Here is a 12206-nt window from a genome sequence, read left to right as displayed (position 1 = left end):
CGGCTGTCTGCTTGGCACGGGCGGCGGTGAGGGACGCGCCGGCCGGGTCCACCCCGGTGACGATGTTGCCGACGTCGGGTCAACCGGTGGCCGGGTACGCGTGGGTCTCGGTCGCCTTGACCGCCACCCAGACCCGCTGGCCGGGGATCAGCCGCAGCTGCGCGGCAGCGGCCGGCGTGACGTCGGCGGCCACCCCGATCGGCCCGTCCAGTTGCACCCGCACGTTGTCACCGTGGCGCTGGACGCCGGCCACCGTGCCCGCCCAGGTGTTGCGTGGGCTGCCCTCCGGCCGGGCCGGGTGCAGAGCCACCGCGGCCGGGCGAAACGCCACGAACGCTTCGCCGTCCAACCGGTCGGCGACTGTGAGGGTCAGCTCCGGCGACACCCGCACCCCGTGCCCGTCGGCGCGACCCCGGTACAGGTTCAGACCGACCAGCCGGGCGACGTAGTCGGTGCGGGGGCGGGCGGTGACGCTCGGCCCATCGCCCTCCTGCACTACCCGGCCACCCTCGACGATGACCAGCCGGTCGGCCAACGCGAGCGCGTCCAGCGGGTCGTGGGTGACCAGCACCGTCGCGCCCGCGTGCGCCGACAGGTGCCGGTGCAGCTCCGCGCGGGTGTCCAGCCGGGTGCGGGCGTCCAGTGCGGCGAGTGGCTCGTCCAACAGCAGCAGCGACGGCGCCACGGCCAACGCGCGGGCCAGCGCCACCCGCTGCGCCTGACCGCCGGAGAGCTGCCGCGGCCGGCGCTGCGCCTGCGCGTCAAGCCCCACCCGACCCAGCCACTCCAGGGCCGTGGCGCGGGCGGCCCGCCGCTCGAAGCCGTGCCGGCGCGGCCCGAAGGCCACGTTGTCCAATGCGCTGAGGTGCGGAAAGAGCAGGTAGTCCTGGAAGACCACGCCGATCGACCGGCGTTCGGTGGGCACCCAGGCACCGGTCGCCGGGCGGTCCAGGTCGACGTCGTCGAGGGTGACGTGCCCGTCGGTGAGGGGATGCAGCCCGGCCAGCGCCCGCAGCGCGGTGGTCTTGCCGGCGCCGTTCGGGCCGAGCAGCGCCACCACCTCGCCCGGCGCGACCCGCAGCGGCACGTCGAGCCGGAAGGTGCCCCGGTCGACGACGAGCCGCGCGTCGAGAAGCCGGTCGCTCATGCGGTGGTCATCCAGCGGTCCCGCAACGCGACCAGGATGCCCACCGACACCACGAGCAGCACCAGGCTGAGCACGATCGCGGACTCCAGGTCCGTCTCCAACGCCAGGTAGACGGCGAGCGGCATGGTCTGCGTCCGACCGGGATAGTTTCCGGCGAAGGTGATGGTCGCACCGAACTCGCCGAGCGCCCGCGCCCAGCAGAGCACCGCCCCGGCGGCCAGACCGGGCGCCACCAGCGGCAACGTGACGTGGGTGAAGGTGGTCCACCGGCTGGCGCCCAACGTCGCCGCGGCCTCCTCGTAGCGGTGGTCGGCGGCACGTAGCGCACCCTCCACGGCGATCACCAGGAACGGCATGGCGACGAACGCCTCGGCCAGCACGACACCCGTGGTGGTGAAGGGCAGGGTGACACCAAACGTGGTGTCGAGCCAGCCACCGAGCAGGCCACGCCGGCCGAAGACCAGCAACAGCGCCACCCCACCGACCACCGGCGGCAGCACCAGCGGCACGGTGACCAGCGCGCGTACCAGCCGACGGCCGGGAAACTCGACCCGGGCCAGCACCCAGGCGAGCGGTACCCCCAGCAGCAGGCAGAGCGCGGTGGCCAGGGTGGCGGTCTGCACCGACAACCGTAGGGCGGTCAACGCGCCCGGCTCGGTGAGCCGCTCCGGCAGGGTCGTCCACGGTGCCCGGATCAGCAGCCCCGCCAACGGCAGGACGAGAAACAGCAACCCCAGCCCAGCGGGGATCAGCAGCGCCGCCGGCACCCGCCCCCGCCGTCGGGGAGTGGCCGGGCGCCTGCGGGGTGCGTCGTGGTCGCGGACCTGCGTCACGGAGCCTGGAACCCCGCCTCGGCGAGGACCGCCTGCGCCGGCGCCGAGCGGACGTACGCGACGAAGGCCCGTGCGCCGTCCGGATTCGGCGCGTCCTTCAACGCGACTATCGGGTAGTCGTTGGCCGCCCGCGCCGACTCGGGGAACTCCACGCCGGTCACGTCGGCGCTCGCCGCCCGCGTGTCCGTGCGGTAGACCAGTGCCGCGTCGACCTCGCCGAGCTTCACCTTGGCGAGCGCACCCTTGACGTCCCGTTCCAGGGTGACCGGCGTCAGCGCGACGCCGGCCGCGTCCAGGGCGGTGCGGGCCGCCGCGCCGCAGGGCACCTGGTCGGCGCAGATGGCCACCTTCACGCCGGGCCTGCTCAGGTCGGCCAGCCCGGTCACGCCTCCCGGGTTGCCCCGGGGCACCGCGATGACCAACTGGTTGCGGGCGAAGGTGGTCGGTGTGCCCTCGGCGTTGCCCGCCTTGGTGACCGTGGCCATGTTCGCCGGGGCGGCCGAGGCGAACACGTCCGCCGGCGCACCCTGGGTGATCTGGTTGGCCAGTGCGGAACTGCCGGCCACGTTGAGGGTCACGCGGCTGCCCGGGTTGGCGGCCTCGAAGTCCTTCCCGATGCGGGTGAACGAGTCGGTCAGCGAGGCGGCCGCGAACACGGTCACCGGGCCGGTCACCCGCCCGTCCCCACTGCTGCCGGTTGCCTGGCCGTCGCCCGCGCCGCAGCCGGTCACCGCCAGGCCGGCTGCCACCAGCACGGCCACCGCCGTACGCCTGCCCCGTGCGTCTATCCGCCCGGCCGTCCGCGCGTTCATCTGGCCGACCGTCCGCGCGCCGGGGCGGGTGCTGCCCGCTCCACCACGACCGTGGTCGACTTGATCACCGCAACGGCCACCGAACCGACCCGCAGGTCCAGCTCGTCGACGGCCTCCCGGCTCATCAGCGACACGACCCGGAACGGGCCTGCCTGGATGTCGACCTGGGCCATCACCGTGTCCTTACGGACGTCGACGACGATGCCGCGCAACCGGTTGCGGGCCGAGGAGAACTCGGCGCCCGCATCCGGGTCGGTGGCCTGAGCGCGAGCGAAAGAGGCCAGGTCGACGCCGTCGACGACCCGGTGGCCGTGCTCGTCGCGCCCGGCCGGCAGGCGCCCGGCGTCCACCCAGCGGCGAATGGTGTCGGCGCTGACGCCGAGCAGGTCGGCCGCCTCCCCGATCCGGTACGTCGTCACCCGCTCACCCTAAAGCCCGCATCTGCCAGGGGCAAAGCCCGACATTGGCAGCAACCGCGTTAAATGAGGGCCGCAAGGCCAGCATTCGCGCCTTTCTGCTCGGTGTCCGGACGCCTGCGACGGCCCTCCTTGGGTGCTCCCGCAAGATCGCGCTCGAACCAGGAAGTAGTGGTGTCGCGTACCGATGAAGCCACTACATCCTGGTTCGAGCACGATCTTGGGCGCGGGGCGCGGGGCGCGGGGCGCGGGGCGCGGGGCGCGGGGCGCGGGGCACCCCAAAACCCGCACCCGGTCAGTCGGGCCCGGTGTCCGTCGTCAAGATCCGCGCAATATCAGGGATGTTGCTGCCTCTCCCGCGTCGAAGGCAGCAACATCCGGGAAGTTGCCTAGATCTTGGGCCGTCGCCGTCGCCGTCGCCGTCGCCGTCGCCGTCGCCGTCGCCGTGGGGTGTGGGCGCGGGGTGGGCGTGGGGTGTGCGGCGGGCGGGCTCGCGTGAGCCCGCCCGCCGCGACGGTCAGCAGTTGCGGAGTTCGGGGGATTGGTTGAGCAGTTGGCCACGGGTCGACACGAAGCGGCGGTATCGCTCGCTGTCGACGGCCGATGGGCGGAACGCGGCGACGCGGTGGCAGTTCTGGAAGGCCAGGCGTACGCCGAAGTGTCGCTCCAGGCCGGCGCGGATCGCGTCGCTCGCCAGCGCACGGAGCAGTTGACCCCGGTCGGCGTCGGTGGGCGGCGGGACGACGTTGTCGGCCAGGTCGGCGTCGCCGGCCTCCAGTTCCGCGACCACGCGGCTGACGGTGGCCCAGGCGTACGGCAGCGAGTCGCGGACGCAGGCGATGAACGCCTCGTCGTCGATGGGGCCGCGTTCGGCGGCGTCGAGCAGGGCGGGCGGGACGGTGAGTGACATGGTTCTCCTCCGCATCAGCTAATGATTACCGTTTTCATTAACGGTGTCGACTGAGCAGACCACGTCTCTCGGACGACGTCAACGATGTCCCGGCGCGCCACGCCGCGACCCACACGCAAAGCACAGGCGAACGCGCCTGCAAGCGCCTGCGCGGAGGCGCCAGCGAGAGCGCGAATGCGGAGGCGACCGCGAGAGCACGCGTGCGAGTGGTGCCAGCGAAAACGCGCAGGCGAAGGCGCCAGGGAGAGGACGCATGAGGTGACTGCACGCAACGCATGCGACAGCGCTCACGAAGGGAACCCGTGAAGGGCCCCGCGATTGCGCCCCCACTGAGAGAGCGCCGACCCGTTGCGGCGTCAGGGCCGGCGGGGGTGGCCCTTGAGGTGCCGGCCCAGCTCGCGGGCGATCTCCCGGTTGGCGTCGCGCTCGGCCAGCGTCTGCCGCTTGTCGTAGGAGCGCTTGCCCTTGGCGAGAGCCAACTCGACCTTGGCGAAGCCGTTCTCGAAGTACATCGACAGCGGAACGAGGGTCACCCCGCCCTCGCGGACCTTGTCCAGGATCCGGTCGATCTCGGCGCGGTGCAGCAGCAGCTTGCGGTTGCGGCGCGGGGCGTGGTTGGTCCACGTGCCGTAGGCGTACTCGGCGATGTGCAGGCCGTACAACACGATCTCCCCGTCGCGCTCGTGCGCGAACGCGTCCACCAGCGAGGCCCGCCCCTCGCGCAGCGACTTCACCTCGGTGCCGACCAGCACGATGCCCGCCTCGTACGTGCGCAGCACTGTGTACTCGTGCCGGGCCTTCTTGTTCGAGGCGATCAACCGGCGTTCGGGCTGCTTGGAGGGGCTCACCCCGCGACGATATCCGGCCGCTGCCTCAGCCGGTCGTCCGGCGTTCGGCGAGCAGTCGCGCGGTCAGGTCCCGTACCGCGTCCCCGAACGCCTCCTGCGACTCACACGGCCAGTGTCCGAGGATCGGTGGGGGAACGCTGTCGCTGGGCGCCGGCACCACGTCCTGCGGGTCGGTCAACCGCCGGTCCACGGTCGCCGGCGGACCGGTCAGCGTCTCGGCCTCCCCGGGACGGTGGGAGGCGAAGATCCAGCCGCCGATCGGGTCGGTGTCGCGCCACAGGTTGATCCAGCGCCAGCCGACCCGTTCGCCGATCTCCCGCAGCGCCGGCTCGTCGGCGTAGGCCGGGAAGAGCCGGGAGTACAGCCGGCCCAGCGGTGACCCGTAGGTCAGCAGGGCGACCCGCTCGGTGATCCGGGTGGGCAGTTGCAGGACCGTGGCGGCGAGCAGCACCGAGCCGTGGCTGTGTCCGGCCAGCAGCACACCCTGCCCCTGTTCGACCAGGTAGGTGATGCGCTTGGCCAACTCCGGCACGGCCCGCTCGGCGTAGCAGGGCGGCGCGAACGGGTGCGCCGCCCGGGGCCAGAAGGTGCCCAGATCCCAGAGCACCCCCACGTACCGACGGAACTGCGCCGTCCGGTACGCGAAGATGCCGCCCACCACCAGGCCGAGCAGGATCGCGGCGATCACGTAGCTACCCGAACCGATCAGGAAGTTGACCATGCCCTCCGGCACGCCGATGTAGCGCTGCGCCACGTCGCCGGGTGGGAGCTGGAGCAGGCCGAGCACGCTGGTGGCCAGGCCGAGCGCCGCCAGGCCGGCGTACACCACGGAGAGCGGTTCCAACCGTTCGGTGAAGCGGGCCCGGGCCACCGCCTGCTCGACCCGCCGCAGCCGGGCCGCCGCCCGCGGCGGCGCGTCCGGGAAGTCGGCGGCCACGATCGCCCGCGCGGCCCGCCGCCGCCCGCGCCGGGTCATCCTGGTGACCAGGCCGGCCACCAGCAGTGCGGTCACCACGGCCAGGAAAAACCCGAAGATCGCCCATTTGTACGCCAGGGGAGGGCTGGTCTCCAGGCCGTCCGCGGTCGTCCCCTCGCGATCGAGCAGGTCCGCCACCCGGTAGACCAGCTCGGCCGAGAACGCCACGGCGAGCCCGGCCGAGATCGTCATGAAGACCGGCGCTCCCAACGCGCGTATCGGTGACCGGCTCTGCCCGCCGCCCCGCCGCCAGATCACCAGTGCGGCGAGCGCAACCACCAGCACCGTCTGGCTGACGAACAGCCAGGCCACGATTGCGCCGTAACCGGGCAGCGCACCGCCTTGCGGCCACGGCGCCGGGCTGATGACGACGTGCACGATCACCAGCATCGTCAGGCCGCAGGCGATGGTGCGCAGCCCGCGGAAGACCCCGTCCACCCGGGGCGACGGGTCGGTGCGGTCGATGCTCGGCACCACGGTGACCATGACCAGGCAGGCCAGCAGCACCGCCCCGGTGGCCGTCAACAGGAATACCATCACCCACGAGCGGTGCTGGCTGGCTCGCGCGGCCAGCAGGCTGCCGCTCAGCGTGGCGAACGCCGCCGCGACATGGACCGAGCGCAACCGGCCCACCAGCGGCTCGCCGTCCCACTGGCCGACGGCGCTCAACTGGTGTTTCGACGTCAGCGTCGAGGGCGTCCGGAACGCGTCGAACGAATGGCCCGGGCGAGCGCCCAACCACCAGACGAGCCCGATGGCGGCGACCGGCACGAGCGCCAGCACACCCAGGCGCAGCCCGGTCGGGCGCCCGCCGAGCCAGGACAGCCAGCTCCGGCCGGACAGGCAGGACGGGGTGTCCATGCAGCGCCACGCGACCAGGTCCAGCGCCACCCCGACGATGGAGAGCACGTAGAGCACGGTGAGGGTGAGGGCGAGCACCCGGCACAACGCCATGAAGCCGCGCTGCGAGACGGTGTTCGCCGGACGCATCCAGAGCGCCACGTTGCAGAGCATGAACGGCAGCAGGAAGACCAGCGACAGCGTCCGCACGGCAGTGCCGGACGGCAGGTCACTCCAGCGGTACGCCTCCAGCGTCACCCCGTCCGTTCCCGTGGAGTCGGGATAGCCGGGTCGCGGTCGGTAGAAACCTCCGCTGCGGTCTCCGGCGACCTGGTGCACGTACGGCCGGTCCAACACCTGGTCCGCGCCCGCGCCGGAGACACCGTGCACCCGCAGCTCCACGATCCCGCCCGACGTCGTCGGTCCGGTCGGTGTCGCGTCCGCCATGGGCCCCCCGAGGTTCGCGCGGCAACCGGGCGGGTCGTCGATGTCCGGCCACCCGCGCGGCTTCCCGGCTTACCCGTCTGCGAGGCGGTCAACCGTGGGCCGGGCCTTGGCGATGGTGCGGCCGACCCTCGGCAGGTGATTTCATGGCGCCATGGCGAACCCGGTGATCCTGACCGTCGACGACGACCCCGTGGTGTCCCGGGCGGTGGCCCGGGACATCCGGCGCCGCTACGGCGACCGCTACCGGGTGTTGCGGGCGTCCTCCGGCCCGGAGGCGCTGGACGCGCTGCGCGAGGTCAAACTGCGCGGCGAACAGGTGGCGCTGCTGCTGGCCGACCACCGGATGCCGGAGATGACCGGCGTCGAGTTCCTGGAAGCGGCCATGGACGTCTTCCCGGCGGCCCGCCGGGTGCTGCTCACCGCGTACGCGGACACCGACGCCGCGATCGAGGCCATCAACGTGGTCGACCTGGACCACTACCTGCTCAAGCCCTGGCACCCGCCGGAGGAGAAGCTGTACCCGGTGGTCGACGGGCTGCTGGAGGCGTGGGCGGTCACCCCGGACGCGGCCAGCGCGGAGATCCGGGTCGTCGGGCACCGCTGGTCGGCCCCGTCGTTCAAGGTCCGCGACTTCCTGGCCCGCAACCTGGTGCCGTACCGGTGGCTGTTGTCCGACGATCCGGAGGGCGTCCGGTTGCTCGACGCGGCCGGGGCCACCGAGGCGGACGTACCGCTGGTGGTGACGCCGGAGGGCAAGGCGTTGGTCGCCCCGAGCGAGGCCGAGTTGGCCGCGCTGGCCGGGTTGACGGTGGTGCCGGCGTGTGACTTCTACGACCTGGTGGTGATCGGCGGCGGCCCCGCCGGTCTCGGCTCGGCGGTGTACGGCGCGTCGGAGGGGCTGCGCACCGTGCTCGTTGAGCGACGGGCGACTGGCGGTCAGGCCGGGCAGAGCAGCCGCATCGAGAACTACCTGGGCTTCCCGGACGGTGTCTCCGGCGCGCAGTTGACCGATCGGGCCCGGCGGCAGGCGGTCAAGTTCGGTGCCGAGCTGCTCAGCGCCCGGGAGGTGGTCGGTCTCAGCGAGGCCGGCGGTGCCCGGCTGCTGCGCTTCGGCGACGGCACCGAGATCGCCGCGCACACAGTGGTGCTGGCCACCGGCGTGTCGTACCGGGTGCTCGACGCCCCGGGGCTGGCCGACTTCACCGGGCGGGGGGTGTTCTACGGCGCCGCCGCCACCGAGGCGCCGAGCTGCGTCGAGCAGGACGTCTACATCGTCGGCGGGGCGAACTCCGCCGGCCAGGCGGCGGTCCACTTCTCCCGGTACGCGTCGAGGGTGCACCTGCTCATCCGTGGTGCGGACCTGACCAACTCGATGTCGCGTTACCTGATCGACCAGCTGGAACGGATCGACCGGATCACCGTGCACCCGCACACCGCCGTGGTCGGCGGGGCGGGGGAGGACCACCTGGAACGGCTCACCCTCTGCGACACCCGCACCGGGGAGGCCCGCTCGGTCGACACCTCCTGGCTGTTCATCTTCATCGGCGCGGAGCCCCGCACCGACTGGCTGGACGGGGTGCTGGTCCGCGACGACCGTGGTTTCATCGTGACCGGTCCGGATCTACTCGCCGGGGGGCGGCGTCCGGCCGGCTGGTCGCTGTCGCGCGACCCGTACCACCTGGAGACCAGCGTGCCGGGCGTGTTCGCCGCCGGCGACGTGCGGGCCGAGTCGGTCAAGCGGGTCGCCTCGGCCGTCGGCGAGGGTGCGATGGCGGTGTCGCTGGTGCACCGCTACCTGGAGGCCCAGTGAGCCGGTTCTGCGAGCCCAGTCGCGAGCGAAGGAGTCCCCGTGACCACCGAGTCTGAACGGCTGACACCGGCGCAGTTGCGCACCCTGTTCCTGTTCGAGGCGCTCGACGACGGGCAGCTCGACTGGCTGGCCGAGCACGGCCGGGTCGAGCAGCGCGCCGGCGGCACCCTCGTGTACGGCGAGGGTGAACCCGCGACCTGCTTCTTCGTGCTGGTGCGCGGGGCGGTGGCGTTGAGTCGCCTGGTGCGCGGCGACGACGTCGAGGTCAGCCGGACCGACCAGCGCGGGGTGTACGGCGGGGCCACTCAGGCGTACCTGGGTGACCAGGTCGACCAGATCTACCGCAACAGCCTGCGGGCGGTGACCGACGCGGAGTTCTTCGTGCTGCCGGCGGAGGACTTCGCGTACGCCCTGCGGTCCTGGTTCCCGATGCCCATGCACCTGTTGGAGGGGCTGTTCTTCGGGATGCGGGACAGTCAGGCCATCGTCGGTGAGCGGGAGCGGTTGCTGGCCCTCGGTTCGCTCTCGGCGGGGTTGACCCACGAGCTGAACAATCCGGCCGGGGCGGCGGTGCGGGCCACGTCGGTCCTGCGGGACCGGGTCGCCGGGATGCGGCACAAGCTCGCCATGATTGCCGACGGGCGGCTCGACGGAAGCGCCCTGCACGGCCTGGTCGCCTTGCAGGAGGAGGCGGTCGCCCGGGTGGCCACCGCGCCGAAGCTGACCCCGATGGCCACCGCCGACGCCGAGGACACCCTCACCGACTGGCTGGAGGACCATGGCGTCGGCGGGGCCTGGGACCTGGCGCCGATCCTGGTCGGCGGTGGGCTCGACGCGGCCTGGCTGGCGCAGGTCAAGGCCGCGGTCGGCGCCGCGGACCTGGAGGCGGCGGTGCGTTGGCTCACCTACACCGTAGACACCGAGCTGCTGATGCGCGAGATCGGCGACGCGGTCACCCGGATCTCGGGGCTCGTGGACGCCGCCAAGCAGTACTCGCAGCTGGACCGCGCGCCGCACCGGGTGGTGGACGTGCACGACCTGCTCGACGCCACGCTGGTGATGTTCAAAGGCAAGATCCCCGCCGAGGTCAAGCTGGCCCGCGAGTACGACCGGGACCTCCCACCGGTCCCGGCGTACGCGGCCGAGCTGAACCAGGTGTGGACCAACCTGATCGACAACGCGCTGGGCGCGATGGGGGAGAAGGGTGTGTTGACCGTCCGCACCGGACGGGTCGGCGACCAACTGGCGGTGGAGATCACCGACACCGGGCCGGGCATCCCACCGGAGGTGCGTCCGCGCATCTTCGAGCCGTTCTTCACCACCAAGCCGGCCGGCGCGGGCACCGGCCTGGGGCTGGACATCTCGTACCGGATCGTGGTGCACAAACACCACGGCGACATCCGGGTGGAGACCGAGCCGGGGCGCACCACCTTCCGGGTCCTGCTGCCGATCACCGAGGACGCACCGCACTGAAGTCCACGCGTCCGCCGCGCCGATCTTGCAGTTTCGGTTGCCGATATGGGTGGTACGCCGCCCTGTGTCGGCACAGTAGGTGCAAGATCGCGGCGCGGGGGGCAGGGGTCAGGCGGGGTGGTTGGGGGTGAGGAAGTCGGCGAGCACCCGGGTGTGGGTGGAGAACGCCAGCTCGACCGGGTCGGTGAGCACCAGCCACTCGGTCGCCTCCTCGGTCGGCGCCGACGGTGGCAGGTCCTCGGCCGTCCGCTCGGGCAGCACTCCGAAGACCATCATCGTGCCGCCCGCCGGTGCGCCGTGCACCGCGAACAGGCGGGCGTCCTCGGCCGCCGCGATCAGGCCGGTCTCCTCCCGCAGCTCCCGCACGAGTGCGTCGGACCACTCCTCGCCGTACTCGATGAAGCCGCCGGGCAGCGCGAGCAGGCCGCGGGCCGGCTCGATGTCCCGGCGGACCACCACCACACCCAGGCCCTCGGCGGTGCGGACCGGCAGCACCGCGACCGCCACCGGCAGCGGGTTGCGCCAGACGGTCTCGCCGCAGACCGCGCAGACTCGCGGCCATCCGGCGGCCGACGGGTAGGCGGCGCCGCAGTAGGAGCAGTGCGAGTACGGCGTGCCGGTCATGCCGCAGCACGTTACTCCGATCCCCGCCCAGACCGTCGCGCCGCCGCCTCGTCCCGGGCTCAGGCTGCCGGGTCGCCCGTGTAGAAGGCGGTGGTGCGTTCGGCGGCGGCCTTCGCCTCGTCGGCGTCGGTGCCGGCGGCGATGCTCGCTTCGCACCACAGTTGGCTGCTCAGCTCCATGGCCCGTCGTCCCTCGGCGGAGGCGGTCCACTCGGCGCCCTGCTCGGGGGTGATCCCGCTGCCGTCGGCGGCCAGGTGCGAGGCGAGGCCGAGCAGCCCGAGGTCCCAACCGACGCCGACCGCGCCCGGCCCGAACTGGGCCCACCGGTCCTGGTCGACGTGCGCGATGTGGTCCAGGTCGAGACGGGCCCGCTCGTCGCCGACGGGGGTGACCCGCACCTCGATCCAGCTCACCTCGCCGCCCATTTCCCAGGTGGCGGTGAAACGGTGCGGCGGCTCGCAGCTCTCGACGGTGCCGTGGGCGTTGCCCTGGAGCTGGTACGTGCCGCCCAGCCGCAGGTCACCGGAGATCGGAAGGAACCAGCGCGGGATGCGCTCGGCGCTGGTGCAGGCGTCCCACAGATCCTCGGCCGTCGCCTGGTAGGTCTGGCTGATCGTGGTGACCCGCGCCTCACCGGCTTCCAGGGTGCGGCTGCCGACCTTCCGCTGGACGGCGTTGATCTGCTCGGTGGCGTCGAACATCAGGTGTTCCTCTCGTCGGGGTTGTCGGCGGGCCCGCGCAGCCGACGCTCGCGTCGGCCCCGGGCCAGCTCGGTGGCGAGTGCCGCCAGGGGTGGGGTCCAGAACCGGCGGAAGTGCTCCAGCCAGCCGTCGACCTCGCGCAGTGGGCGTGGGTCGACCGCGTAGAGCCGCCGGGTGCCCTCCGGCCGCACGGTGGCGAAGCCGTTGTCGCGCAACACCTTGAGGTGCTGGGACACGGCGGGCTGGGAGATGCCGAACTCCTCGCGGATGACCGCGCTGACCGCGCCAGCGGTCTGCTCGCCACCGGCAAGCAGTTCCAGGATGCGGCGCCGGACCGGATCGCCCAGCACGTCGAAGGCGTGCACGACG

At 72.6% G+C, this 12206-nt stretch carries 12 protein-coding genes; 2 read left to right on the top strand and 10 right to left on the bottom strand.

Translation table 11 applies throughout. From position 1 onward, the window contains the following. Positions 1–79 precede the first annotated feature (79 nt). The 7 genes from FB453_RS08015 to FB453_RS07985 form a co-directional block, all read right to left on the bottom strand. The gene (locus FB453_RS08015) at positions 80–1147 is read right to left on the bottom strand and encodes an ABC transporter ATP-binding protein (protein WP_145788741.1); all 1068 of its coding nucleotides are present in this window, start codon (positions 1145–1147) and stop codon (positions 80–82) included. Next, positions 1144–1980, bottom strand: coding sequence for a molybdate ABC transporter permease subunit (modB, locus tag FB453_RS08010; protein ID WP_145788739.1), 837 nt, complete (start codon positions 1978–1980; stop codon positions 1144–1146). The genes FB453_RS08015 and modB overlap by 4 nt, the downstream gene beginning before the upstream one ends. Beyond that, positions 1977–2792, bottom strand: a complete 816-nt coding sequence (modA, locus tag FB453_RS08005; RefSeq protein ID WP_145788737.1) for a molybdate ABC transporter substrate-binding protein — start codon at positions 2790–2792, stop codon at positions 1977–1979. Before modA ends, modB begins: the two co-directional genes overlap by 4 nt. Beyond that, the gene (locus FB453_RS08000; protein WP_112699363.1) at positions 2789–3211 is read right to left on the bottom strand and encodes a TOBE domain-containing protein; all 423 of its coding nucleotides are present in this window, start codon (positions 3209–3211) and stop codon (positions 2789–2791) included. Before FB453_RS08000 ends, modA begins: the two co-directional genes overlap by 4 nt. Positions 3212–3725: 514 nt before the next feature. Beyond that, positions 3726–4118 (bottom strand): SCO5389 family protein, encoded by a 393-nt coding sequence (locus FB453_RS07995; protein ID WP_112590077.1) that lies wholly within the window; start codon positions 4116–4118, stop codon positions 3726–3728. 356 nt (positions 4119–4474) lie between these two features. Then, complete coding sequence (gene smpB, locus FB453_RS07990) at positions 4475–4966, bottom strand: SsrA-binding protein SmpB (protein ID WP_145788735.1); 492 nt, start codon at positions 4964–4966, stop codon at positions 4475–4477. 25 nt (positions 4967–4991) lie between these two features. Beyond that, positions 4992–7229 carry a hypothetical protein gene (locus FB453_RS07985; protein ID WP_145788733.1) on the bottom strand — a complete coding sequence of 746 codons (2238 nt, stop codon included), beginning with the start codon at positions 7227–7229 and terminating at the stop codon, positions 4992–4994. 151 nt (positions 7230–7380) lie between these two features. Between FB453_RS07985 and FB453_RS07980 the strand changes: the two genes are divergently transcribed. Next, positions 7381–9039 (top strand): FAD-dependent oxidoreductase, encoded by a 1659-nt coding sequence (locus FB453_RS07980; protein WP_145788732.1) that lies wholly within the window; start codon positions 7381–7383, stop codon positions 9037–9039. A 39-nt stretch (positions 9040–9078) separates the two neighbouring features. Then, entirely contained in the window at positions 9079–10512 is a 1434-nt protein-coding gene (locus FB453_RS07975; protein WP_145788730.1) for an ATP-binding protein, read from the top strand. A gap of 108 nt (positions 10513–10620) precedes the next feature. On the opposite strand, the gene FB453_RS07970 is transcribed toward FB453_RS07975, so the two are convergent. From FB453_RS07970 to FB453_RS07960, 3 genes are read right to left on the bottom strand one after another with little or no spacing between them, the layout of a single operon-like run. Continuing rightward, positions 10621–11136: an NUDIX domain-containing protein gene (locus tag FB453_RS07970; protein ID WP_145788728.1), complete on the bottom strand. Its 516-nt coding sequence runs from the start codon at positions 11134–11136 to the stop codon at positions 10621–10623. Positions 11137–11195: 59 nt separating this feature from the next. Next, positions 11196–11837 (bottom strand): SRPBCC family protein, encoded by a 642-nt coding sequence (locus FB453_RS07965; RefSeq protein ID WP_112640688.1) that lies wholly within the window; start codon positions 11835–11837, stop codon positions 11196–11198. Continuing rightward, positions 11837–12202 (bottom strand): metalloregulator ArsR/SmtB family transcription factor, encoded by a 366-nt coding sequence (locus FB453_RS07960; RefSeq protein WP_145788726.1) that lies wholly within the window; start codon positions 12200–12202, stop codon positions 11837–11839. The genes FB453_RS07965 and FB453_RS07960 overlap by 1 nt, the downstream gene beginning before the upstream one ends. Between the last annotated feature and the right edge of the window lie 4 nt (positions 12203–12206).

It is taken from the genome of Micromonospora sp. CNZ322 (assembly GCF_007827755.1).
Note: the sequence above shows the minus strand (reverse complement) of the source record. Positions and strands in the feature narration are given on the sequence as shown.

Bases quoted from the DNA above. Each gene is read 5' to 3' on its own strand.
- FB453_RS08015 (WP_145788741.1), bottom strand. From the start codon at position 1,147: ATGAGCGACCGGCTTCTCGACGCGCGGCTCGTCGTCGACCGGGGCACC.
- modA (WP_145788737.1), bottom strand. From the start codon at position 2,792: ATGAACGCGCGGACGGCCGGGCGGATAGACGCACGGGGCAGGCGTACG.
- FB453_RS07995 (WP_112590077.1), bottom strand. From the start codon at position 4,118: ATGTCACTCACCGTCCCGCCCGCCCTGCTCGACGCCGCCGAACGCGGC.
- FB453_RS07985 (WP_145788733.1), bottom strand. From the start codon at position 7,229: ATGGCGGACGCGACACCGACCGGACCGACGACGTCGGGCGGGATCGTG.
- FB453_RS07980 (WP_145788732.1), top strand. From the start codon at position 7,381: ATGGCGAACCCGGTGATCCTGACCGTCGACGACGACCCCGTGGTGTCC.
- FB453_RS07970 (WP_145788728.1), bottom strand. From the start codon at position 11,136: ATGACCGGCACGCCGTACTCGCACTGCTCCTACTGCGGCGCCGCCTAC.
- FB453_RS07965 (WP_112640688.1), bottom strand. From the start codon at position 11,837: ATGTTCGACGCCACCGAGCAGATCAACGCCGTCCAGCGGAAGGTCGGC.